The sequence below is a fragment of the Labrys wisconsinensis genome (assembly GCF_030814995.1).
GTDB lineage: Bacteria > Pseudomonadota > Alphaproteobacteria > Rhizobiales > Labraceae > Labrys > Labrys wisconsinensis.
The window spans coordinates 139,385-163,202 of record NZ_JAUSVX010000018.1; the positions used below are offsets into that span (position 1 = coordinate 139,385).

21 protein-coding genes are annotated in these 23,818 nt (G+C 71.0%); 5 read left to right on the forward strand and 16 right to left on the reverse strand.

Features of this window, described 5'->3' with window-relative positions; genetic code table 11:
• Nucleotides 1-39: 39 nt before the first annotated feature.
• The 10 genes from QO011_RS34280 to QO011_RS34325 form a co-directional block, all read right to left on the reverse strand.
• A complete protein-coding gene (locus QO011_RS34280; RefSeq protein WP_307282534.1) occupies nucleotides 40-462 on the reverse strand; it encodes an aconitase X swivel domain-containing protein in 423 nt (140 codons plus the stop codon).
• Entirely contained in the window at nucleotides 459-1,703 is a 1,245-nt protein-coding gene (locus QO011_RS34285; protein ID WP_307282536.1) for an aconitase X, read from the reverse strand. The genes QO011_RS34280 and QO011_RS34285 overlap by 4 nt, the downstream gene beginning before the upstream one ends.
• Nucleotides 1,704-1,804: 101 nt before the next feature.
• Nucleotides 1,805-2,737, reverse strand: a complete 933-nt coding sequence (locus QO011_RS34290) for a hypothetical protein (RefSeq protein WP_307282538.1) — start codon at nucleotides 2,735-2,737, stop codon at nucleotides 1,805-1,807.
• A gap of 33 nt (nucleotides 2,738-2,770) precedes the next feature.
• The gene (locus QO011_RS34295; RefSeq protein ID WP_307282540.1) at nucleotides 2,771-3,214 is read right to left on the reverse strand and encodes a DUF411 domain-containing protein; all 444 of its coding nucleotides are present in this window, start codon (nucleotides 3,212-3,214) and stop codon (nucleotides 2,771-2,773) included.
• 27 nt (nucleotides 3,215-3,241) lie between these two features.
• A complete protein-coding gene (locus QO011_RS34300; protein ID WP_307282542.1) occupies nucleotides 3,242-4,633 on the reverse strand; it encodes a multicopper oxidase family protein in 1,392 nt (463 codons plus the stop codon).
• Nucleotides 4,634-4,769: 136 nt separating this feature from the next.
• Nucleotides 4,770-5,129, reverse strand: coding sequence for a hypothetical protein (locus tag QO011_RS34305; RefSeq protein ID WP_307282544.1), 360 nt, complete (start codon nucleotides 5,127-5,129; stop codon nucleotides 4,770-4,772).
• 57 nt (nucleotides 5,130-5,186) lie between these two features.
• Nucleotides 5,187-5,360 carry a DUF1328 domain-containing protein gene (locus QO011_RS34310; protein ID WP_307282546.1) on the reverse strand — a complete coding sequence of 58 codons (174 nt, stop codon included), beginning with the start codon at nucleotides 5,358-5,360 and terminating at the stop codon, nucleotides 5,187-5,189.
• Nucleotides 5,361-5,436: 76 nt separating this feature from the next.
• Entirely contained in the window at nucleotides 5,437-6,189 is a 753-nt protein-coding gene (locus QO011_RS34315) for a type 1 glutamine amidotransferase domain-containing protein (RefSeq protein WP_307282548.1), read from the reverse strand.
• Between the two features lie 47 nt (nucleotides 6,190-6,236).
• A complete protein-coding gene (locus tag QO011_RS34320) occupies nucleotides 6,237-7,082 on the reverse strand; it encodes a sugar phosphate isomerase/epimerase family protein (RefSeq protein ID WP_307282550.1) in 846 nt (281 codons plus the stop codon).
• 173 nt (nucleotides 7,083-7,255) lie between these two features.
• Nucleotides 7,256-8,623 (reverse strand): ABC1 kinase family protein, encoded by a 1,368-nt coding sequence (locus QO011_RS34325; protein WP_307282552.1) that lies wholly within the window; start codon nucleotides 8,621-8,623, stop codon nucleotides 7,256-7,258.
• A 147-nt stretch (nucleotides 8,624-8,770) separates the two neighbouring features.
• Here QO011_RS34325 and QO011_RS34330 point away from each other — a divergent pair, with 147 nt between their 5' ends.
• Nucleotides 8,771-10,105, forward strand: coding sequence for an RsmB/NOP family class I SAM-dependent RNA methyltransferase (locus QO011_RS34330; protein ID WP_307282554.1), 1,335 nt, complete (start codon nucleotides 8,771-8,773; stop codon nucleotides 10,103-10,105).
• Nucleotides 10,106-10,177: 72 nt separating this feature from the next.
• Here the strand turns inward: QO011_RS34330 and speB are convergent, their stop codons facing one another.
• Nucleotides 10,178-11,134 (reverse strand): agmatinase, encoded by a 957-nt coding sequence (speB, locus tag QO011_RS34335; RefSeq protein WP_307282556.1) that lies wholly within the window; start codon nucleotides 11,132-11,134, stop codon nucleotides 10,178-10,180.
• Nucleotides 11,135-11,369: 235 nt separating this feature from the next.
• On the opposite strand from speB, the gene QO011_RS34340 reads away from it, so the two are divergent.
• The 4 genes from QO011_RS34340 (at nucleotide 11,370) to QO011_RS34355 (ending at nucleotide 17,432) form a co-directional block, all read left to right on the forward strand.
• A complete protein-coding gene (locus QO011_RS34340) occupies nucleotides 11,370-12,431 on the forward strand; it encodes an HlyD family secretion protein (RefSeq protein WP_307282558.1) in 1,062 nt (353 codons plus the stop codon).
• On the forward strand, nucleotides 12,431-14,770 hold the full coding sequence (locus QO011_RS34345; RefSeq protein ID WP_307282560.1) for an ABC transporter permease: 2,340 nt from the start codon (nucleotides 12,431-12,433) through the stop codon (nucleotides 14,768-14,770). Before QO011_RS34340 ends, QO011_RS34345 begins: the two co-directional genes overlap by 1 nt.
• Nucleotides 14,760-15,746, forward strand: a complete 987-nt coding sequence (locus tag QO011_RS34350) for an HlyD family secretion protein (RefSeq protein WP_307282562.1) — start codon at nucleotides 14,760-14,762, stop codon at nucleotides 15,744-15,746. The genes QO011_RS34345 and QO011_RS34350 overlap by 11 nt, the downstream gene beginning before the upstream one ends.
• A gap of 171 nt (nucleotides 15,747-15,917) precedes the next feature.
• Complete coding sequence (locus QO011_RS34355) at nucleotides 15,918-17,432, forward strand: cyclic nucleotide-binding domain-containing protein (RefSeq protein WP_307282564.1); 1,515 nt, start codon at nucleotides 15,918-15,920, stop codon at nucleotides 17,430-17,432.
• Between the two features lie 11 nt (nucleotides 17,433-17,443).
• Here the strand turns inward: QO011_RS34355 and QO011_RS34360 are convergent, their stop codons facing one another.
• The 5 genes from QO011_RS34360 to QO011_RS34380 all read right to left on the reverse strand — a co-directional run bounded on the left by QO011_RS34360 (nucleotide 17,444) and on the right by QO011_RS34380 (nucleotide 23,700).
• Nucleotides 17,444-17,875 (reverse strand): diol dehydratase small subunit, encoded by a 432-nt coding sequence (locus QO011_RS34360; protein ID WP_307282566.1) that lies wholly within the window; start codon nucleotides 17,873-17,875, stop codon nucleotides 17,444-17,446.
• A gap of 3 nt (nucleotides 17,876-17,878) precedes the next feature.
• The gene (locus QO011_RS34365) at nucleotides 17,879-20,158 is read right to left on the reverse strand and encodes a propanediol/glycerol family dehydratase large subunit (RefSeq protein ID WP_307282568.1); all 2,280 of its coding nucleotides are present in this window, start codon (nucleotides 20,156-20,158) and stop codon (nucleotides 17,879-17,881) included.
• Nucleotides 20,159-20,168: 10 nt separating this feature from the next.
• The gene (gene fabG / locus QO011_RS34370; protein WP_307282570.1) at nucleotides 20,169-20,942 is read right to left on the reverse strand and encodes a 3-oxoacyl-ACP reductase FabG; all 774 of its coding nucleotides are present in this window, start codon (nucleotides 20,940-20,942) and stop codon (nucleotides 20,169-20,171) included.
• Nucleotides 20,943-21,022: 80 nt separating this feature from the next.
• A complete protein-coding gene (locus QO011_RS34375; RefSeq protein WP_307282571.1) occupies nucleotides 21,023-22,024 on the reverse strand; it encodes a phosphotransferase enzyme family protein in 1,002 nt (333 codons plus the stop codon).
• A gap of 113 nt (nucleotides 22,025-22,137) precedes the next feature.
• Complete coding sequence (locus QO011_RS34380; protein WP_307282573.1) at nucleotides 22,138-23,700, reverse strand: APC family permease; 1,563 nt, start codon at nucleotides 23,698-23,700, stop codon at nucleotides 22,138-22,140.
• Nucleotides 23,701-23,818 lie beyond the last annotated feature (118 nt).

A 23,818-nucleotide genomic window follows, 5' to 3' on the forward strand; every position in this document is an offset into this window, starting at 1 on the left:
CCTGTCATACGGGCGGGGCGCCGGGAAGGCAAATGCAGTTCAGCCGACGACGACCAGGGCGGCGGTCTCGTCCGCCTCGACCGTGAGCCGGACTGCCGCGACGACACGCGGCCAATCCGGCTCCGCCACCACGACGACCGGGCAGGCGATGCCGTAGAGCTCCGCCGCCACCATGGCGCCGACCGCCAGGATCGGGTCGCGCTCGCGCAGCACCAGGGCGGCCGGGCCGGTGCCGGCGCGGATCGCCTCGGCCAGCACCGAGGAGCCGGAGGAGGAGCCGCGGCCGGCGGCCATGACCAGCACCGCCCCGGCGCAGGCCCGGCCGTGGTCGGGATGCCAGCGGTCGATGATGCGGCCGGTGCCCGCGTCGTAGCCGCCCCAGAAGCTGAGCGGCTCGGCCAGCGCCACCACCGCGCCGGCAGCGCGGCCCGGCACCAGCGGGACGGCGGCGATGCGACTCATGCCCGCACCAGGCGCCCGGCCCGGGCCGAGGCGACGCAGTCGGCGAGCGAGCCGAAGGCGACCTCGACGCCGAGATTGCCCGGGGCGTAATAGGCCCATTTGCCGGAGTTGGTCATGATCGCCCCGCCGAGGTCGCGGATGATGCTGGTGACATAGGTGCAGGTGTCGACCACCAGCGTCACGCCCGCCGCCGCGAGCCGCGGCTCCCAGCCGCGGGCGGCGAGCTCGGCCAGCACGTGCCGGCTGGTGTTGACGTAGAGGTCGATGCGCGGGCGCGGCCCGTCGAGGAGGCCCAGCAGCGCCGCGAACTCGGCGAGGGAGAAATGCGGCGTGCCGAGCGCCACGGCGGAGAGCCGCGTCCCTTCCGGCACGGTGGAGAGCTCGCGCACGACGCGCCGCAGGTCGTCCGGCCGCAGCGTTACCACCCGCTCCGGCGGCGCGCCCTGCAGGGCGGCATCGAGGGTCGGGGCTTCCGGCGTCAGGCCGACGGCATGGAACATCGCCACCGCCCCGGCCGCGGCGGCGACGGCGCCGAGCGCCTTGAGGTCGTCCTCACCCGCCCCGGCCGGCAGGCCGGTGATGACCGGGACCAGGCCGCCGCAGGCCCGGCCGGCGGCATGCCCGGCGGCGATGCAGGCGAGCGCGGCCCCGTCCCATTCCGGCGGCAGGCCCTCCAGGGCGACATGGACGCGGGCGCGGCGGTTCTCGGTGCGGTGCAGGCCCCAGTCCGGCACACGGCCGGCGAGGGCGCAGGCGAGGTCGATGAAATCGCCGTAGCGGTTGGTGCGGGCGCCGAGCACCGAATTGGCGAAGACGATGGCGTTGGACTCGGCCCAGGCCAGCTGCTCGCCGAAGGCGGGCCGGAACAGGGTCTGGTAGGGGGCGCAGGTGAAGGTCGGCACGCAGCCGAGCGCCTCGTGCGCCCGCATCAGCCGCTCGCCGGCGGCGCGCAGCTCATCTTCGCCGCGGAAGAGCTCGGGATGGATCAGGTCCACCGAGCCGACATTGAGGCTGGTCGGCACCGCGACGCGGCCGCCCATCGCCACCAGGCGCTCGACGAAGTCGAGGCTGACCGGGCCGTGATAGAGGCAGCCGTCGATATGGGCGCGGGCACAGGGGATGAGGCCGGGCGCCTCGACAGCCTGCGCGAAGCGGACCAGCAGGCGCATGGCAAAGGCCGCCGCCGGACCGGCCTCGCCGGCGAGAAGGGCCTGGTCCGACGGGGAGAGGGCAAGCGCCATGCCCTCCCTCTCCCACGCGCGGGCGGGCCTGTCGAGGCCAAAGGCGGCGCGCTTGAACGCCGGGGCCGGAGGGCGTGTGGACTGGCGCGGACCGCCGTGGCTCACGCGCCGCAGTCGGCCCCACTCTCGGGCTCGGGGATCAGGTCGGGGATCGCCTGCAGAGGCACCTGCACGGTCTGTTGCCAGGCGCTTTGCGCCGAGTATTGCGCGCCCATCACCTCTTTCGGGTCCACGTCACGCCATTCCGTCCTGCGCAGGATTTTGAAGTAGAGCGCGGTGCGGATGTAGGAGTCCGGGAACCAGAAGCAATTGAAGGCGAGCGCTTCGCGGTAGAGCTCCGCCTCGTCGAGGCCCTGGGCGGCGCCCAGTTGCAGGACGGCCAGCAGCGCCGAGCCGTGATTGCAATCCTGGAAGAAGGTCGAATTGTCGCAGCAGGGCCGGAAGGTCGACTGCGCCACGCCGATGGCGAGAGCCTCCTGATCCGACGTCATGTCGACGATCGGAACGCTGTTGAAGTAGCTGCTGCCTTCGTCGCGGTCGCCCAGCGTCCACCCGGCGGTGGATGCGTAGCCCGACAGCGATCCGCCGAACAGGGGACTCGCATTATTGCCCGTCATCCGGTTCGCCAGGCCGATCGGCCAGAGCAGGTCGACATAGCTGCTCGCGTTCTCCCGGGTCAGCCGGATCGGGGCATCCGCAGGATCGCTCAGGACGTGCGAGAGCTCGTCGGGCATCTTCTCCGTGCGGAGCCTGAGCGCGAAGACCTTGCCCCGATCGATGATGCCGTGCCGGACCAGGCGGACGATGCTGTCCCCGAGAGCGACACGGCTTTGATGCCCCGCCGAGGGAATGACCGCGGCGCTGGCCGCTTCGTAGAGCGGATAGGCCTTGCCCGGCGAAGAACCGGGCGCGGGAGGAAGATCGAATGAAGATCCGGCAACGGCCCGGTCGATCCACGGCAGCGCTGCGACAGCCGCCGCAAGTCCGATGAAACCCCGCCGCGTCCGGCGCTGGGGGCTCGAAGAGATGTCCATCGTCCTATCCTCCCTCACCTGCCGAATGGGCGGCTAGACGGTCGCGTAGACGGACGGCGCTTTGCCGTCCTTCGTGACCGCGTAGATGACGAATTTTTCGGTCTTGTCGCCGACCATGCCCGGCGAGCCGGCCGGCATGCCCGGCAAGGTGATGCCGGCGATGGCCGGCTTCTCGGCGAGGAGCTTCCTGACCACGTCGATCGGGACATGTCCGTCGATGACATAGCGGCCGATGAACGTCGTATGGCAGCCCTCGAGATCTTCCGGCACTCCGGCCTTGCGGCTGATCTCGGCGAGATCGTTGGTCGGCTTCACCTCGACCGCGAAGCCGTTCCGGCGCAGGTAGTCCGCATAGCCCTCGCAGCAGCTGCATTGCGGATTCTTGTAGAGCGTGGCGCGAGGGGCCGCGTCCGCGACGGCCGGTACCGGCAGGAGCATGACGGCAGCGCCGCCGAGAAGAAAATGACGTCTGTGCATAGGGGTCTCCTTTGGTGAGGGTTCGATTCAGGCCACGCGCAGGACCGTCATCAGGCCCGCCATCTGGTGGTCCATGACGTGGCAGTGCAGCATCCAGTCGCCGGGGTTGTCGGCGAGGAAGGCGAGCTCGACCGCGTCCTTCGGCGCCATCAGCACCGTGTCCTGCCACTGGCGGTGTGGTACCGGCGCGCCGTTGCGGGTCAGCAGGAGGAAGCTGTGCCCGTGAAAATGCATCGGGTGCCACCAGGCGGTCTCGTTGCGCAGCACGAGGACGATGCTGCGTCCGCGCTGGAAGGTGAGGGCTGGCGTCATGCCGGCATGGCCATCGCCGGTCATCGACATGCCGTTGATGGTCCAGACGGCACCCCCCATCATCCCGCCCATCCCGCCCATCCCGCCACCGCCCATCATGCCGCCCTGGAGCGTCAGGTCGTGGCGTTCGGCCCGGGCGAGGTCCGGCTCGGGCAAGGGGTTGCGCGGCAGGGTGAGGGGCGCATCGAAAGGATGCGCGCGAAGGGGCGGCCCCGGGGCATAGGCGAGCTGCGTCACGCCATAGGCGAGGCCGTCATAGAAATCGTCGATCACATGGTAGGAGCGCTCCGGCTCGCCCTGCATGTCGAGAACGACGTCAACCCGCATGGCGGGGCCGAGCAGGATGCGGCCGCCTTCCGGCTCATGCGGATCGCAAGGCTGGCCGTCGATCGCGACGATCACCGGCCGATGTCGCTCGAAGCGCAGCGCCATGATCCGAGCGAGCGACGCGTTGACCAGGCGCAGGCGGACCCGCTCGCCGGCCCGCACCGGCTCCCCTGCCGAGACGCTGCCGTTGAGGGTGACGGTCTTGCCGACGCGGCCGGACATCGCCGCTTCCATCCGATTGCCGAAGCCGGACGCGATCTCGCCCTCCGCGGTCAGCCGCCAATCGGCGAAGAGCCAGAGGAGGTCGCGATCGACCCGGATGGGTTCGCGCTCCTCGACGACGACGGCTCCGGCGAGGCCGCGGCCGAGCTGTTCGAGGCCGTTGGCATGCGGATGGTACCAGAAGGTCCCTGCATCGGGCGGCGTGAACTCGTAGAGGAAGCTCTCGCCGGGCCTGATCGGCGGCTGGGTCAGGCCCGGCACGCCGTCCATGGCGTTCGGCACCCGGATCCCGTGCCAATGAACGGTGGTGTCCTGTTCCAGCCGGTTGTCGACGAGGATGCGGATCGGTTCCCCCTGGCGCAGGCGCAGAAGAGGGCCGGGCACGCGGCCGTCATAGGCCCAGACATCGGCCCGCGGGCGGTCCGCTCCGGCGAGCCGGGCGCGGGCCGGCCGGGCGGCGATGTGAATGTCGTTCGCACCGGCTGCGCGGGGCGCCCGCGTGTCGAGGGATGCCAAAGCGAGGCCGGCGCTGCCGAGGAGCAGGCTCCGGCGCGTCAAGCGGCATGGGAATTCGCAGGTCAAGATCCACCCTTCCGATCATCATGGATGACGCATGCGTCGGCCGGCCCAACGGGTCGAGGCGCTCGGACGCGTTCGATCGCCCGGCCCCGTCGCGGTCGCGACGGCCGAGGCGTCAGCCGATGTCGGTGGTTCGTGGAGGGGCAGGGTCCGGAGGCGACGCCCGGCCGCGAAGGACCGGCGTGAAGACCGGATAGACCATCGTCGTGGGCACCGCCGTCACCGGCGCCGTCTCGGGAAGGAGCGCCCAGACCGGCGCCGCGCAAGCGGTGATGCAGATCGTCGCCTTGGTGCCGCCGTCAGGGCAATCGGCACAGCCGTGATGCCCGGATGCGCCCATATCGGAGGGCATGGCCATCTTCACGACCATGGCGCTCGCCTGGACGGCAGACAGGTCCATCCCCGTCGTCACGAAGACGGCGAGGACCAGGACGAAGACCTGTCGGAGCGACCAACGCTTCATGGCGGGGGCCACGATCGCGCCAAACTATGCCGAAAACAAGCCGGGGTGGCGGCCTGCGGCAGTGTGTCTTCAGAACAGGGCCTGGCCCGCCATCAAGCCGAGGATGAGGAAGATCACGAAGACGGCGAGGAAGAGGAAGAACAGGATCTTGGCGATCTGCGCCGCGCCGGCGGAAATGCCGGAGAAGCCGAGCGCGCCGGCGACCAGCGAGATCACGAAGAAGATGAGGGCCCATTTGAGCATCGTGCGACTCCGCTCCACCGCGAACGCAAAGCGGTGTCGGCAGCTCAACTCGCACGGGCCTTCGTTGTTCCCCGATCTATTGGACGAGTTGCTGGACCAGCGCGCCGATCATGCGCGGCAGATCGTAGGGGAAGCGGGCGGTGATCAGATTGCGGTCGACGACGACGGGCTCGTCGAGCACGGTGGCCCCGGCATTCTCCAGGTCGATCTGGATGTTCCACACCGCCGTCGCCTTGCGGCCCTTCAGCATGCGGGCGCTGACCAGCACCCAGGGGCCGTGGCAGATGGCGCAGACCGGCTTGCCGGCGGCATCCAGCGCCCGCACGAAGGCCTGGGCGTTGGCGTCCATGCGCAGGAAGTCCGGGTTCCAGCAGCCGCCGGGCAGGATCACGGCGTCGTAGTCGGCGGGCTCGGCCGTCTCCAGGTGCCGGTCGATCGCCAGCCAGCCGGCGTTCTCCAGCAGACGCACGCACAGGACGTGGGTCAGCGCCTGCTCCGGCATGCGCACGCCGTAGGAGGGCGGCATCGGCCCGGCCTTCGGCGCGACGACGTGCACCGAGGCGCCGTGCTCGGTCAGCCAGCGCTGGGCGCCGAGGATCTCGACCTCCTCGACCCCGTTGGTGCACAGGATGGCGATGCGCCGGCCCTTCAGCAGATCGGGATCGGACGGCGGGTCGAACAGGAAATGGTTGAGCTCGCGGTTGAGCTCGCCCTCGGCGGTGGCGAGGCCGACGGTGGAGAGCGTCGGCACCGCCGCCGGGCTCTCGAACTCGGCGGCGCGGCGGGCGCCGGCATCGGCAGCCGGCAGGCTGCGGGTGGTGACGTTCATGGCTTCCTCCCTGTGGTGGTCGTCTCGGCGGCCTGCGGCTGGTGCCGTCAGGATCCGGCCCAGTGGCGGCGGATGACGGCGATGCTTTCGGAAAACAGCGTGTCGAGGTCGGGAAAGAGGTCGCGCCACACCCGCGTCGCCGCGGCGAGGGCGGGCACCGATCGGCCGAAGGCCTCGACCGTGAGCCAGCCGTCATAGTGCTCGGCACGGACGGCCCGGATCGCCGCGGCGATCGGCGCGTGGCCGCGGCCGGGAATGCCGCGGTCGTTCTCGGAGATGTGGACGTGGTTCACCTCGCGCGCGTGGGTGCGATAGGCCTCGACCGGATCGCGCTCCTCGATATTGGCGTGGAAGGTGTCGAAGGTGCAGCCGAAATGGCGATGGCCGACGCGGTGGCTGAGATCGGCGGCCTGGGCCAGCGTGTTGAGCACATAGCATTCGAAGCGGTTGAGCGGCTCGAGCGACAGCATCACGCCGGCGCCTTCGGCATGGACCGCGGCCTCGTGCATGGCGTCGGCGAGGCGCTCGATCTCCTCGACCGTCGGGCCGTCGCCGGTGAAGACGCCGAGCGGGGAATGGAACGGCCCCATCATCAACGTCGCCCCGAGCGCATGGGCGCAGTCGATCGACCAGTGCAGCCGGTCGCGCGCCCGGGCGCGGACGACACGCTCCCGGCTGATCGGATTGGCGTCCTCGGTGACGATGGCCGCGATGGTCGCCTCGAGGCCGATGGCGCGCAGCCGGCTGCCGAGGCTGCGGTAATGCGCGCCCGCGCCCTCGAACACCGGCACTTCCACGCCGTCATAGCCGAGCGCCTTCAGCCGCTCGAGCACGGGCGCATGCTCGTCGGTGACATGCCCGGTCACAGCCAGCATGTTGAAGCCGATCTTCACGGCCGCCCCCTGGCAACGTCCTCCCTCGGCGACGCTCCTGCGTCGTCGTCGGCGCGGCGTTTTTGCGCCGTCGCCCGCGCGGCGATCTTACGGTCGTCGCCGTCGCGTGATGGAGACTAGCGCCGTTCCGGCCGGCTGTCAGCATCTGGTCCGACCAGATGCGTATGGCGCCGCTAGGCCGTCAGGCCGACATGGGCCAGCGCCGCCTGCTGGCGCTGCGCCACCGCCTCGGCGGAGAAATCGGCGATCGCCTCCTCGAACAGGCGGTGGAAGTTGAGCTCGGCGCCGAGATGCAGGAAGACGCCGCCGAGGCCGATGGCGGCGCGGTCCATGAACACGAACTCGCGCGGCACCGTCACCGGCCCGTTGCGCTTCAGCGCCTGGTGCACGGCATAGGCCTCGCGCCGGCCGTATTCGCCGGGCGCGACGCCGTCGGCGATGCTGCGCACCCGGTCTTCCATCAGCGGGCCGTAGATGAAGCGGGCCCAGATGTTGAGGGTCTCGATCATGTCCTTGCGCAGGTTGCGGAAGCCCCAGGTCTCGTAGGCGTGCAGCACCAGCGCCGCGTCGCCCCTGAGCAGGCCGTGATAGAGATCGACCACCCCGGCGACGAAGCGCGCGGGAAAGATGCGGATGCAGCCATAGTCGAGCAGGTTGATGCCGGCGGGCTCGCCGTCGCGCAGGAACACGGTGTAGTTGCCGAGATGCGGGTCGCCATGGATGACGCCGACGCCGGCATAGGGCTTCCACCAGGCGGCGAACATGGCCCGGGCCAGGCGGTTGCGCGCAGCGAGGTCGGCCCCCTTGTAGGCGAGGATGCGCTCGCCCTCGAGCCAGTCCATGGTCAGCAGCCGCCCGGTCGACAGCTCCGGCCAGATGCGCGGGGTGCGGACGTCGTCGATGCCGAGCGCCGCGAAGATGTCGCGGTAGAGCGCGGCGTGCTTGGCCTCGCGCCGATAGTCCAGCTCCTCGCGCACCCGGGCGCTGATCTCGTGGTAGATCTCGCGGGTGTCGATCGCCGGGTCGAGCCGGCGGTGGATGGCGAACAGCACCTGCAGCTGGGCGAGGTCGGCTTCGACCGCCGACTGCATGTCGGCATATTGCAGCTTGCAGGCGAGCGGCGAGCCGTCCAGGGCGGCGGCGCGGTGCACCTGGCCGAGCGAGGCGGCGGCGGCCGGCTGATGCTCGAAGGAGCCGAAGCACTCGGCCCAGGCCGGCCCGAGCTCGGCCATCATGCGGCGCTTGACGAAGGCCCAGCCCATGGGCGGGGCCTGGCTCTGCAGCTTGCCGAGCTCGGCGGCATATTCGGGCGGCAGCACGTCGGGCACGGTGGAGAGGAGCTGGGCCACCTTCATCAAGGGGCCCTTGAGCCCGCCGAGGGCCCGCGCCAGCGCCGCCGCATTGCCGGACTCCGCGCCCTCGCTGCCGAAGATCCGCGCCCCGGCGATACGGGCGGCGACGCCGCCGACATTGGCGCCGACCCGGGCGTAGCGGGCGGCCCGGGCGGAAAGGCGGTTCTTCTCGCGATCGATGTCGGTCATGCGGCCCGTCTCCTGAGGCTCCTGACATAGGACGTCCGGCGCGCTTCACAAAGGTCCGTGCCTCAGCCGCAGCGCCGCAGCCGCCGGCGGCTCCGGGCTTGGGTCCGCGCCGTCTTCGGTCTATGGAAGCGCCAGCTGCGACCCAGAGTGCCCGATTTGCCCCGTCCGCCGTCCGACCGTCGTCCCCCCGCGCCCGTCCCGGGCCTCGCCGCCCGCGCCCTGGCGACCGCCGCGATCGACGGCGTGCTGAGCCGGGGCGAAGCGCTGGAGGAGGCCTTCGAGGGCGCCCGCCTGGAGCCGCGCGACCTCGGCCTGGCGCGGATGATCGCCGGCGTCTCGATGCGGCGCTACGGCAGCATCGGCCACCTCCTCGAGGGCCTGATGGCCAAGGGCATGCCGCGCAAGTCCGGGCCGCTGGAGGCGATCTTGATCACGGCGGCGGCGCAGATCCTGTTCCTCGACGTGCCCGACCATGCCGCCGTCGACCTCGCGGTGCGGCTGGCGCGCGCCGACGACCGGGCGCAGGCCTTTTCGGGCCTGGCCAATGCGGTGCTGCGCAAGCTGGCGGCCGAGAAGGCCGAGCGCCTCGCCGCGGTGCCCGCGGACGCCGACACGCCGTCCTGGCTGATGGGGCGCTGGCGCCGGGCCTATGGCGAGGACAGGGCGCACGCCATCACCGCGGCGCAGCGCACCGAGCCGGCGCTCGACCTCAGCGTCAAGGCGGACGCGGCGGGCTGGGCGGCGCGCCTCGGCGGCCGGGTGCTGCCGACCGGCTCGGTGCGCCTCGCCGGCCACGGCGCGATCCCGGCTCTGGAGGGCTTCGGCGAAGGCGCCTGGTGGGTGCAGGATGCGGCCGCTGCCCTGCCGGCCCGCCTGCTCGGCCCGGTCGCCGGTCTCGCGGTCGCCGATCTCTGCGCCGCGCCGGGCGGCAAGACGGCGCAGCTCGCCGCGGCCGGCGCCGCCGTCACGGCCGTCGACCGCTCCGAGGTCCGGCTGACGCGCCTCGCCGACAACCTGAAGCGCCTCGGCCTTCAGGCGGAGATCGTCGCCGCCGACCTGCTGGCCTGGCCGGGCGGCACCTTCGACGCGGTGCTGCTCGACGCCCCGTGCAGCGCCACCGGCACGATCCGGCGCCACCCCGACGTCGCCTGGGCCAAGGCGGCGCACGACATCGCCGCGCTCGCCGATCTGCAGCGGCGCATGCTGGCCAAGGCAGCCGGGATGGTGAAGCCCGGCGGCCTCCTCGTGTATTGCACCTGCTCGCTGGAGCCGGAAGAAGGCGAGGAGCAGGTCGCCGCCTTCCTGGCGCGGAACCCGGCGTTCCAGCGCGTGCCGGTGACGGCCGCGGAGATCGGCGGCCTCGCCGAGGCGGTGACGCCGGCGGGCGACCTGCGCACCCTGCCTTCGCTGCTGCCCGATCCCGATCCGGCCATGGCCGGCCTGGACGGGTTCTTCGCGGCGAGGCTGCGGCGGGTGGGATAAGCGCGCATTCGCAAAAAAGAGGGCGAAAACCCCTCTCCCAGACGGGAGAGGGGTTGCGCCTTTCCTACGCCCTCACCGCCGCTGCACGCCGGGCAGCACGCAGAGCATCTCGTAGAGGAGATTGGCGCCGGTCAGGGCGGTGTTGCCGGAGGGATCGTAGGGCGGCGACACTTCGACGAGGTCGCAGCCGACGAGGTTCAGGCCCCAGCAGCCGCGGATGATCTCCAGCGCCTGCACCGTGGTGAGCCCGCCGATCTCCGGCGTGCCGGTGCCGGGCGCAAAGCCCGGGTCGAGGCTGTCGATGTCGTAGGTGAGGTAGACCGGGCCGTCGCCCATCAGCTGGCGGACCTCGGCCATCAGCGGCGCCAGCGACTTGTGCCAGCATTCCTCGGCCTGGACGACGCGGAAGCCCTGCCGGCGCGGCCAGTCGAAGTCGTCGGCGGCATAGCCGGTGCCGCGCAGGCCGATCTGGATGCAGCGCTTCGTGTCGAGCACCCCGGCCTCGACGGCGCGGCGGAACGGCGTGCCGTGGGCGATCGGCTCGCCGAACATGTGCTCGTTGATGTCGGCATGGGCGTCGACATGGATCAGGCCGACCGGACCGTGCGTCTCGGCCACGGCGCGCAGGATCGGGTAGGTCAGGGTGTGGTCGCCGCCGAGGGTGAGCGGGATGCAGCCCTCCTTCAGGATCGCCCGGTAGGCATTGGTGATGATGTCCATGCACCTGGGCAGGTTGAAGGTGTCGATGGCGACGTCGCCGATATCGGCCACCATCAGGCTGTCGAAGGGGGCGGCGCGCGTCGCCATGTTGTAGGGCCGGATGAAGCAGGACTCCGCCCGGATCTGGCGCGGCCCGTAGCGCGTGCCCGGCCGGTTCGAGGTGCCGATATCCATGGGGATGCCGACGAAGCAGGCGTCGAGCCCCGCGGCGGTCGCGGCGGCCGGCAGCCGCATCATGGTCGGCAGGCCGCCGAAGCGGGGCATCTCGTTGCCGCCGAGCGGCTGGTTGAAGGTCTTGCTTTCCGTCATGATCCGTCCCGTGTCGACAAGGAGCCGCGGCGCTCGCTCACCATAGACGAAATCGGCTTCGATCCCGCAATGGCCGACGTGCGCGCCGTCGCCCCGACGCGTCATCCGGCGACGGCAGAGCGGCACCAGAATCCAGCAGGTTTGTACCTAGCCGTGCCTGCCGCCATCGGTCTAAGCTGCGCTCGCTGCGGGGATCGACAACGGCCGGACGCATGTCCGCCGCAAGGGGGCTTGCATGACCGAGGTGGTAGAGCCGCTCCGCGCCGCGCAGGACGTGCCCGCCGAACCTCCGCCTGCCGCCGCGCCGCCTCCCAAAGCTTCGAAGACGGCTGCCATCATCGTCACGCTGACCGTCGCGGCGATCGTCGGCCTGTCGCTGTGGTATCTCGTCCAGCCCCAGCCGCTGCTGGTGCAGGGCGAGGCGGACGCGACGCGCATCGACATCGCCGCCCGCGTCGACGGCCGGGTGGCGCAGCGGCCGGTGTCGCGCGGAGACGACGTCGCCGCGGCACAGGTGCTGGTGTCGATCGACAATCCCGAGCTGATGACCAAGCTTGCCGAGGCTGAGGCAGGCGAGCGCGTGGCGCAGGCCGACCTCGCCCGGATCGAGGTGGGCACCCGCGCCGAGGTCGTCGCAGCACGCAAGGCCGCCGTCGCCGCCAGCGAGGCCAACCAGACGCTGGCGCAGCAGACCTACGACCGGACCAAGCAGCTCACCGAGCGCGATTTCGCCTCCGTCCAGAAGCTGGACGAGGTCACCGCCTCGCTCGACGTGGCCAAGCGCAGCGCCGAGCAGGCCAAGCTCGCCTATGAGGAGGCCGTGGCCGGCTACACCGCCGAGGAGCGCGGCGTCGCCAGGGCCGCCGTCGCCAAGGCGCAGGCGGCGATCGCCACGCTGCAGGCCCAGGTCGCCGAGCTGACCGTCAGGGCGCCGGTCGCAAGCCAGGTCTACCAGATCGGCGCCGAGCTCGGCGAATATGTCTCGCCGGGCGTGCCGCTCCTGTCGCTGGTCGATCTCGGCGACGTCTGGCTGCGCTTCGACCTGCGCGAGGACCTGGTCAAGGGGCTGAAGGTCGGCGACCGCTTCGCGGTCAGGATTCCGGCGCTCGGCGATGCGCCGGTCACGGTCGAGGTGCGGACGATCGCCACGCGCGGCGAATATGCGGGCTGGCGGGCGACCCGCGCCACCGGCGACTTCGACCTCAGGACCTTCGAGGTGCGGGCCTATCCCGTCGACAAGATCGCGGCGCTGCGGCCGGGCATGAGCGCCTATGCCGAATGGGCGGGAGCACGCTGATGCCGGCGGCGCCCCGCCCCGGCATCGTCGGCGTGGCGGCGCGCGAGGTGGCGTGGATCTGGCGCGACAGGGTGGCGCTGCTGCTCGTGGTCGGCATTCCGCTGCTCGCCTTCGCGCTCCTGGCCGCGACCTTCAGCAACGCGGTGATCCGCGATCTGAGGGTCGACGTCGTCGACCAGGATCGATCCCAGACCTCGATGACCTTCGTGCAGGCGATCGGAGCGGCCCCGGGCGTCACCGTGGCGGGGCGCTCGGCGGACCTCAGCGGCGCCATGCACGCCATCCGCTCGGGCGATGCGATCGCGGCGGTCTACATCCCCGAGAATCTCGAGCGCGACATCCTTGCCGGCCGGCGGCCGCAGATCGTCATCTTCTCCAACAAGCAGTTCTTCACGCCGGGCAACGTCGCGGCGAGCGCCCTGCAGGCCGCCGTCTCGGCGGCGGCCGCCGACCTGCCCGCCGGCGCCCGCAGCGCGGCCTTCACGCCGGGCCCGCTCGTCGTCGAGCAATATGTGCTGACCAATCCGGCCCTGAATTATGCCCAGTTCCTGCTGCGGGCGATCCTGCCGACGGTGCTGCATGTCGTCATCGCCATCGCCGGCGGCTATGCCGTCGGCTCCGAATTCGGCGCGCGCGGCGTGCGCGGCTGGCTGGCGGCGGCCGGCGGCCGGCCGCTGACCGCCCTGGTCGGCAAGCTCCTGCCCTATGCCGGCATCTTCCTGGTGATGATGGCGCTCGGGCTCGGCATCATCCACGGCCTCTACGGGATTCCGTTCCGGGGCGACCCGGTGATCATGGGGGCGGCCGCCTGCCTGCTGATCGTCGCCTATCTCTGCCTCGGCGCCTTCTTCCAGCTCCTGGTGCGCAATCTCCCCACCGGCCTCAGCCTGACGGCCATCGTCTGCTCGCCGGCCTTCGGCTTTGCCGGCGTCGGATTCCCGCTGCTGGCGATGGGCACCTTCGCCCGGGTCTGGGGCGCGCTGCTGCCGCTGCGCTGGTACATCCAGATCCTGTTCGACCAGGCCGCGCGCGGCGTCCCGGCCCGGGACTCGGTGGAGCCCTTCCTCATGCTGGCGGCCCTGGCGGCGCTGTATTTCGCGCTCGCCTGGCTCAGGCTCCATGCGATCGCGGCCAATCCTGACGGAGGGCCGGCGGAAGCCGCGGCTCCCGACCGGCCCGTGCGCCCGGGCATCGCCGCCGCCTTCGCGGCCGAATATGGCCGGGTGCTGCGCGACCGCGGCGTGTTCGGCCTGATCGTCCTGGGGCCGATCATCTACGGCGTGTTCTATCCGCAGCCCTATCTCGGGCAGCTCATCCGCGGCATCCCGATCGCCGTCGTCGACGATGACGGGTCGGACCTCAGCCGCACCATCGTCCAGACGCTGAACGCGGACGAGGCCATCACGGTGGCGCTGCGGCCGACCACCCTGGCGGAGGCGCAGGCGGCCCTCGCCCGCCGGGAGGTCTTCGGCATCCTCGGCATCCCGGCCGGCACCGAGCGCGACGTGCTGAAAGGCGAGAAGGCGCGGCTGCCCGCCTTCGTCGATTCGGCCTATTTCCTGCTCTACAACCGGACGCTGCAAGGCATCAGCGAGGCCGCGGGCGCCGTCACGGCGGACCTGATCGCGCGCAGCGCCCGCCCGGACGGCAGCCTCTACCGGGCCGCCCTGGCGCAGAGCTCGCCGATCGAGATCCTGAACCAGCCGCTGTTCAACCCGACCGGCGGCTATGCCAGCTATGTCGTGCCGGCCGCCTTCCTCCTGATCCTGCAGCAGACGCTGCTGATGGGCGCGGCGACGCTCGGCGGCGTGACCTTCGAGCAGGGCGGCCGCGAGGCGCGACGGCGCCGAGGCGGCCCGGCGGCGGTCATCGGCCAGGCGATCGCCCATCTCCTGCTGGCGCTTCCAGGCTTTGCGCTCTACCTCGTCGTGCTGCCACGGATCTACGGCTTTTCCGCCAGCGACCACGTGCTCGCCATGCTGGCGATGGCCATCCCCTTCATCCTGGCCGTCAGCTTCCTCGGCCAGTTCCTCGGCACCTGGTTCCGGCGGCGCGAGACAGCGGTGCTCATGCTGATCGCGATCAGCCTGCCGCTGTTCTTCCTGGTCGGCGTCGCCTGGCCGCCGGAGGCGATCCCGCCGATCCTGCGGTCGGTCAGCGCGGTCTTCCCGAGCACGTCGGGCATCCAGGGCTTGGTGCGCATCAACCAGATGGGGGCAGGCTTGGCGGACGTCTCGCAGGATTGGGCCAGGCTCTGGCTGCTGACGGGCATCTATGCGGTCCTCGCCATCGCGGCGTCCTGGATCGCCACGGCAGGGAGGACGCGGGATGAGCGTTGAGCCGAGGCGCGCTGTGCGGATGCTGCTGACCGGCCTGATCGTCGTCGCCTTCGCCGCGCTCGTGGCAAAGGCGTGGCGCCAGCGGGAGCCGCAGCCGACGATGCCGGGCATGGTCCGGCAGACCGAGATCCGCGTCGCGCCGGAGACGACGGGGCGCCTTGCGACCATCGCGGTCCAGGCCGGCCAGCACGTGCGCAAGGGCGATCTCCTCGCCGTGCTGGACAATCCCGACCTGACCGCGGCCCTGGGCGAGGCGCAGGCGGCTGCGGCGAGCGCCAAGGCCGACCGCGACCACGTCTATGCCGGCGTGCGGGCCGAGGAGGTGTCGATCGCCGCCGAAGCCGTGCGGACGGCCGAGGCCAATCTCCTGCTCGCCCAGCAGCAGAATGCCCGCGCCGTCGCCCTGGCGGCCAAGAGCTTCACCAGCCGCCAGCAGCTCGACGAAAGCACGGCCTCGCTCGCCAAGGCGCAGGCCGACCTCGACCTGAAGCGGGCCCAGTCCGCGGAGGCGAGCGCCGGTCCGATCGCCGAGGAGCGGGCCCTGGCGGATGCCAAGGTCGCCCTGGCGCAAGCGACGATCGCGGATCTGCAGGCCAGCCTGGCCAAGACCCGGCTGATGGCCCCGGTCGACGGCACGATCGGCATCCGCGTGGCCGAGCCCGGCGAGATCATCGGCCCGGGCAAGCCGGTGATGACCCTGGAGGTCGACGGCGAGCGCTGGTTCACCTTCACGCTGCGGGAAGATGCGCTGCACGGCATCGCGATCGGCAAGTCCGTGGCGCTGACCGACCCGGGCGGCCGGCGCATCGAGGCTCGCGCCACCGAGCTGCGCCCGCTGGGCGAGTTCGCGACCTGGCGGGCCGCCCGCGCCGTCGGCGACCACGACCTCAACGCCTTCCGGCTGCGGCTCGAGCCGGTCGGCGCCGTCGAGGGCCTGGAGCCGGGCATGACCGTCTGGCTCGCCGGGCAGTCGTGAGGCGTCGCGGACCGATGGCGAGCGGCGGTCGAGAGCGTGATCGCTTCAAGTTGAATCGATCGCGCGCTCCGTCTCTTTGTTTCACGCATTGCCTCGACGCGAACCGAATGCCGGTTCGCTGGAAAATGCTCTAGCATCCTCCCCGGAAGGTCGAGGGAACCGGTCCGTCCGATGTTGAGCTACGACGACGTTCGCGCCATGCTCATCGACCCGATGGTCCAGACCGGCGCCCTCGCCGTGATCGGCGCGGTGATCACGCGCGTTCTGCTGCGCAAGCATCCGACCCGCCGCCTGGTGGGACAATTGCTGTTCTTCTCCGCCCTCACCGCGCTGCTGCTCTACCACGGCATCGTGCCCTACGAGCCGGGGCCGCCGGGAGCCTCTAGCCTCCAGCGCGTCTTCATCGGCATCGCCAAGATCATCTGGTGGACGAACGCGGCCTGGTCGCTGATCAGCGTCGTCCGCGTCTTCCTGATCTTCGAGCGCCAGCCCCGCGAAGGCCGGCTGATCCAGGATCTCGTCGTCGGCGTCATCTATGTCGGCGCGCTGCTCTCGGTGATCGCCTATGTCTTCAACGCGCCGGTCGGGACGCTGATCGCCACGTCGGGCGTCTTCGCCATCATCCTCGGCCTCGCCCTGCAGAGCACGCTCGGCGACGTGTTCTCCGGCATCGCCCTCAACCTCAGCCGGCCCTATGCCATCGGCGACTGGCTCGTGCTCGCCAACGGCATCGAGGGCCGGGTCGTGGAGACGAACTGGCGGGCGACCCACCTCCTCAACGGGGCCAACGATCTCGTCATCGTGCCCAACAGCGATCTCGCCAAGGCCAGGCTCACCAATCTCAGCAGCCCGGAGCGCAGCCACGGCGCGACGGTCACGGTGCGGTTCCGGCCGACGACGACGCCGTCCGTGATGGTGGACGTCTTGCGTTCGGTCTTCCTGAGCAGCGACTGCGTCCTGCCGACGCCGGCCCCGACCATCCAGGTGACGTCGCTCGATGCCAGCGCGGTCGAGCTGGAGCTCTCCTTCCGCGTCGTGGACATGTCGGCGACCGGGCGGGCGAAGAACGAGATCTTCGATCTCGTCTACCGCCATGCCAGGGCGGCGGGACTGGTTCTTTCACCCTCGGTCGCGGGCGACGGCGCCCCGTCGGCGCCGGCGAAGGCGGATGATGTGTCGGCCCCTCGCCGGAGCACGCCGCTGCGCCTGCTCGACGCCATGCCCCTGTTCGCCGCCCTGACCGACGAGGAGAAGGAAGCCCTCGCCGCGACGATGATCCGGCGCACCTTCCGCAAGGGCGAAACGCTGGTCGAGCAAGGCGCGGTGCTCAAATCGCTGATGATCATCCGCAGCGGCGCCGCGGTGGTGACGCAGCGGGACAAGGGGCAGGAGCAGGAGCTCGAACACCTCGCACCCGGTCATTTCTTCGGCGAGGGCGGCCTGCTGACCGGTGCCGGCGAGCCCGGGGCCATCCGGGCCCTGACCTTCGTGGTGGTCTACGAAGTGACGCAGGACGGCCTGGCGCCGCTGATGCGCGATCGCCCCACCCTGGCCGAGGAGATCGGGGCCGCCCTGTCCCGCCGCAGCGCTTCGGACCTGCGCCTGGCCAAGGCGAGCGCGAAGGCCACCCAGGTCGAAACGGCCAGGGGCCTGGCGGCGCGCATCCGGGATCTGTTCGACCTCTGAGCCTCCGCCGGTCAGAACCGGCCGACGAACAGCTTGCGCCGCTCGTAGACCTCGGCCGCCTCCTCGACGAAGGCGGCGAGGCGCTCGGCGCCGAACTCGCGCCGGAGCTCGGCGGCGGCCTCGAGCAGCGCCGCCTTGCCGGGCGCCCGGCCGGGGCGCAGCAATTCGTAGATCGCCAGGATGCGCTCCTGCGGCACCGCCACCATCTCGGCGGCGCGCTCGAAATTCAGGGCGAGGCTTGGCCGTCCGGCGGCGCGGGCGACCTCGGCCTGCAGGCGCAGCGTCCCCGGCGTCACGGCGAGGTCGTCGAGCGAGACCGCACCGGCGGCGACCGCTTCGACGGTGAGCGCGTCGAGGGGCTTGCCGGTGGCGGTGCGCACCAGCTCCGGCCGGTTCTCGGCCAAGGGATAATCGGCGACGCCGAGGGGCTTGTCCGCGCTCATGGCTCAGCCCCTCGCCACGGCGATGTCGAGCGTCTCGGGCGCCGTGCCCGGCTCGGTGAGCGAGGTCTCGACCGCATAGATCAGCGCCACCTGGGCGTGGAAGCGCGCGCCCAGCGCCTCGCCGTGGGTCGGCACCACCACCGGCTCGGGCAATTCGCCCAGCGCGTGGTCGGCGGCATTGCGGCCCATGGCGCGATAATGGGCGAGGCTGACCAGCGGCGCGTTGGAGAACAGCTCGAGATTGTTGTGGGGCAGGCGGCCGCGCCGGTGGATCACCGCCGTGCCCTTGGCCTGCAGGCCGATGCCGACGCCGGAGCCGGAGAGGCCGGCGGCGCTGAGGCCGAGGAAGGAGGTGTCGGCGGTGTGGCGCATGCGCACGATGCGGGCCTTGAGGCCGCGGCTCTCGATGCCCTCCACCAGGGCCTTCAGCACCAGCGGCAGGGGATGGCCGGCCAGGGTCTCGAACAGCTGCAAGCCGAAGGCCGGGCTGACGCCGACGACGATCTCGTCCGGCGCCTCCCCCTCCACCGCCGGTCCCATGCTCCGCCCGAAGGGGATGCGCTCCCAGCCGCGGGCGGCCGTGGCGGCGGTGGCAAGCACCGTCTCGCGGTCGAGCACGTCGCGGATGGCGTTGATCTCCTGCCGCCGCGCCTCGCTGAGGCGATAGCCGCTGCCGGGCCCGGCATAGTCGTTGGGATCGTTGACGGCGCTGAGCACCCGCCCCTCGCGCACGCAGGCCGACGTCTGGAGATAGTCGCCCGATATCCGCAGCTTGAGCAGGAACAACAGGTTCTCCGCTTCGTCGCGGAAGCCGCGCCGGTCGAGCGCGGCGACGACGTCGAGCACGGTGAGGCCGCGCTCGCGCACCGCCTCGCTGATCACGGCCGCCTCGCGCGGGCCGTAGCTCGCCGTCTCCTCCGAGCCCGAGGCGAAGACGACGCTCTCGCGCATCGCCGCATCGGGAGAGCCGAGGCCGAGCTCCTCCAGCACGGCGGCGAGCGCGTCCACCGCGCGGCGGCGGCGGTCGAGCGCCAGGTCGGCGCCGAGCGGCACCAGCCCGCCATCGGCCTCGAAGTCGCGCTGCAGCACGAGGTAGTCCTCCAGCTCCTCGCCGTTGAACAGCGAAGGATTGAAGGAATTGTCGTATTTCTTGATCGAGCCGAAGCCCGAGCAGATCAGGTCGGAGCCGGCGATGAGATAGGGCAGGATCTTGGCGCCGATGCGGATCTCGGATTCGGACGTGCGGGCATCGTTGCCCGAAGCGCATTCGAGGTCGAGCCAGACCGCCAGCAGGTTCTCGGCCATCAGCTCGCGCACGCCGCCGGGGATGGTGGCGGCCAGCGGCGCGCCGTCGATGCCGCCGTTCTGCGTGCCCTGCACGCCCATGCCGCGCTGCAGGCAGAGGCACCGGGCTTCGAGGTAGAGCAGCGACTTGGCCTCGTGGAAGCCCATCAGCAGCTCGGCCCCGGCGCCTGACGTGCAGCGCATCTTGATGCCGCGCGAGGCATAGGCGGCGGCCAGGAAGGCTTTCGACCACGGCGTGTCGTCGCCGTCCACGAACGCCTTCTCCGTGCCGTAGACCGACACGGTCTCGGCATAGGAGGTGAAGCCGGCCATGCCGATCCTGAGCTCCTCGGCTTCCTCCGACGAGCATTGGAACAGCGTGCCGGCCCGCCCGACCGCGGCGCCGACGCAGCAGGCGAGGGCGTTCGACCAGGCATTGCGCGAGACGCGCATGGTGGTCTCGACCTCGTCGAAGCCGAGCGCCACGGCGATCGCCGCATCGGCGGCGAGCTGCAGCGGGTCGTCCTTGGCGTTGGTGACATGCGCCTGGTTGCCTGGCGTCTTCCTCGCCCGCATCTTGGCATAGGCGAAGGTGATCTCGGCGGCATTGAGACGGGCGACGACGTCGGCGAGCTTGGCCGGGGTCATGCCATGGGCGAGGCGCACCAGCTCGGCGCGCGGCACGTTGACGTCCACCAGCATGCGCGCCACCGCCTCGGAGGGCAGCGCCATCGCCTCCGCCACCATCTCGGGGTCGATGTGGTGGCGGGCGATGAAGGCGTCGATCATGTCGAACTCGGCCTCGGGCGTGCCGTCGAGCGAGACGACGCGGCCGGCCGAGATGGCGATCTCCGGCGCCGGATCGCGGGCGCCGGCGAAGGCGGCAAAGCCGTTGACGGGATCCTCGACGGCGAAGCGGTCGAGCCGGAGCGGGCGCTCGTCCCACTCGACGAAGCGCTGCCAGCGGTTCGGCGCCGGCCTTGGCGTGGCCTCAGGCATGGACATTCCCCTATTCCAGGGCAGCGAGGGATTCGGGCAGCACCTGGCCGCCGTCGATCACCAGGCTCTGGCCGGTGATGTAGCCGGCCTCGTCGCTGGCGAAGAACAGCGCGGCGTTGGCGATGTCCTCCACCGAGCCGAGGCGCTTCATCGGGATCGAGGCGGCCATGGCGGCGGTGTAGTCGGCGCCGAGCCCGTCCAGCCCCTCGGTGCGGATATTGCCGGGCATGACGGCGTTGATGGTGATGCCGGCGGGCGCCAGCTCGATCGCCGCGGTGCGCACGAAGCCGAGCTGCCCGGCCTTGCTCGCCCCGTAATGGGCCCAGCCGGGATAGCCGGTGATCGGGCCGGTGATCGAGGACGTGACGACGATGCGGCCGCGTCCCGTCGCCTTCAGCGCCGGCAGGCAGGCTGAGACGGACAGGAAGGTGCCGCGCAGGTTGACGCCCATGACCTGGTCGAAATCCTCGGCCGTCATCACCTCGAGCCGCGCGGCCGGGAAGATGCCGGCATTGGCGCAGAGGATGTCGATGCCGCCGAACGCGGCCGATGCCGCGGCGGCCATGGCCCTGGCGCCCTCCGGCGTGGCGATGTCGGCGGCGCAGGTGGCGGCCGTGCCGCCGGCCGCCCGGATCGCCGCCGCCGTGCCCGATATCTCCGCCTCGCTGCGTGCCACCGCCAGGACGCGGCAGCCCGCCCGGCCGAAGCGCAGGGCGATGCCCTTGCCGATGCCGCGCCCGGCCCCGGTGACGATGACGGTTCTGCCGGCCAGGGGAGCGAACATCGCGGGGGTCCTCCGAGGGTTCAGGCGAAACGGGTTCAGGCGAAGTGGATTCAGGCGAAGTGGATTCAGGCGAAGTGGATTCAGGCGAAGTCCGATAGCAACCTTTCGGCCATCTCCAGGGCGCCGGCGGTGTATCCGGCCCCGAGCTCCCGGGCGATCGGCACCTCGGGGTGGGAGGCGATCCAGGCCACCAGCAGGAAGCGGCGCACGGCGATGAACACCGGCAGTTCGGCCGCATCCTCCGCCGGCAGCGGCGCGACGGCGCGGTAGCCCTCGACCCAGGCCTGGCGCAGGTCGTCGACGATCGGCTCGTGCTCGAAGAAGCTCACCGCCGCGGCGAAATCGTAGAGGCGCCAGCTCAGGCCGCAATCGTCGAAGTCGATGACGCGCAGATGCGGCTCGTCGACCAGGAGATTGGCGAGCCTGAGGTCGGCATGGATCAGGCCGAAGCGCTCCGGCGTGCGGCCGAAGCGCTCCAGGCGCGCGCGGATCAGGTCGAGCGCCCGGCCGAGCAGCGCCGTGCCGGCGGCGTCGAGGCCGACCCCGGCCCGCCAGGGTCCCCAATAGGCGCGCTCGCCGAACATGGCGTCGAAGTCCCACGTCTTGCGACGGAAGCCGGACGGCAGGCTCCAGGCGCGGCTGTGGGCGTGCATGCGGGCGGTGAGGCCGCCGAGCTTGCCGAACCAGCCGGGCAGGTCGGCGTCGGCGACCGGCTCGCGCCCGGGCGCGAACTCGAAGGCGACGGCGCTGCGCGCCGGCAGGCCGGACGGCGAGGCGAGGCGCTGGACCAGGGCGCCGTCGCGCCCGGGCAGGGGCGCGGGCGTCTCGACCACGCCGGCCTGGCGCAGCGCCTCGATCCAGGCGAGCTCGGAGCGGATTTCGTCATCGGCGTGATAGCCGAGGCGATGGACGCGGAGCACCAGCGCCCGTCCTTCGACCGGGTCGTCGAGGCGGAAGGTGGCGTTCTCCGAGACGTTGAGCAGCGATATCCCGGCCTGCGGCGACAGCGACCAGGCGGGCAGCGCCTGCCGGATCGCCTGTTCGAGGTCCGCGAGGGCGTCTGGTCCGTATTCGACCGGCATGGATCCTTTCCGTCGGGAATGGCCGGCAGGGCGAGCGGGCCGGCGGTACGCTCGCACCATCGGCCCGAAAATCGCCAGCTTCAACCCCTGCGCCAGGCCGGCGCCGCCGAAGCTCAGGCCTTGTCCGGCACGCCCTCGTAGATCATGCGGCCGATCTGCTCGTAGCGGGCGGGAGCGCTCACCTTGAGGTAGATCGCGCCGAGGATGCCGGCCGCGACGATGGCGACGTCGATCCAGGGGATCCAGTCGGCGAAGGCGAAGCCGCCGCCAAGGAAGTCCATGTTGGACAGACAGAGATAGATCACCACGCCCTGGGAGACGAAGGCAAGGATCGGGGCGAGCATCGTCTGCCACCAGTGATGATCTTCCGGATGATAGCGGCGGAAGTAGACGATGATCGCCACCGAGACGATGGCCTGCGCCACCAGGATCAGGATGGTGCCGAGCAGCGCCATCAGGCCGTAGAGCTGGCCATAGGCCTGCACCGTCGGATTGTCCGTGCCGGAGAAATAGGCGAACAGCAGGACGACGATCGCGGAGAACGTGCTCTGCACGAAGGAGGCGACGTGCGGGGTCTTGAAGGTGCGGTGGGTGCGGCCCAGCGCCTTGGGCAGCACCTCCTCGCGGCCGAGCGCGTAGAGATAGCGCGAGGCGGTGTTGTGGAAGGCCATGCCGCAGGCGAAGGAGCCGGTGAGGATGAGATAGCTCATGATCGTCTCGCACCACGGCCCGATCAGGCGGGTGGCGGTGTCGAAGAAATACTGCGCCGAGTTGCCCTGGGCCTGCGTGATCGAGGCCTGGGTGTCGGGATAGCCCGAGGTCGCCGCCCAGGTGGTGACGGTGTAGAGGATGCCGAGGAACAGCACCGAGATGTAGAGCGACAGCGGCACGATCCGCTTGGGATCGCGCGATTCCTCCGCATAGTTCGGGGCGCTCTCGAAGCCGACCCAGGACCAGAAGGCGAAGAACAGGCCGATGCCCGCCGCGCCGGCGACCAGCTTGTCGTGGGCCGGGAAGCCCTGGAAGGCGTTGAGCGGATTGATCGCCGCGGCCTGCACCACCGCGCCCTTGCCGGCGTGCAGGAACACGCCGGCGTCGAAGATCACCAGCATGGCGACCTCGGTGATCAGCGCGACGCCGAGCACGGCGGTCGAGATCTTCACGTCGAGATAGGTCAGCGCGCAGATCAGCGCCACCATGGCGAGCGCCAGCACCGGCCAGGAGACGTTGAGGCCGAACTCGGCCAGCTTGAGGTTGGCGAAATAGGCAAAGCCGCCGGCGAGCGAGGGCTCGAACACCGCATAGGCGATCACCGAGGCGAAGCCCATGCCCATGCCGAGCTCGCGGCCGAGGCCGTGGCTGATGAAGGAATAGAAGCCGCCGACGGCCGAGACCTTGCCGGCCATGGCGGCATAGCCCACCGAAAATACCAGGAGGATGACGGTGGCGACCAGGAAGGCGGCCGCCGCGCCGACGCCGTTGCCGTTGCCGACCACGATCGGCACGTTGAGCAGCATGGCGGTGATCGGGGCGGCCCCGGTCACGGTGAGGAAGAGCACGCCGCTCAGGCCCACCGCCTTGGAATGGAGGCGGTCGATATCGGTCCTGGTGCTGACATCGAGCGAGCCGGCGGCGGGACTGGCCGCGCCGGCAGTTCCTGAACTTGCGATCGCCATGTCGACCCTCTCTGCACGACGGTGGGGACGGTGGTCTTGGAGGCTGTGAGGGCGCCGATGGCGGGCGGCCGGCCCGACAGGCGGCGTCTTATCGTTCGGACCGTCTGCGGCGGCCCTG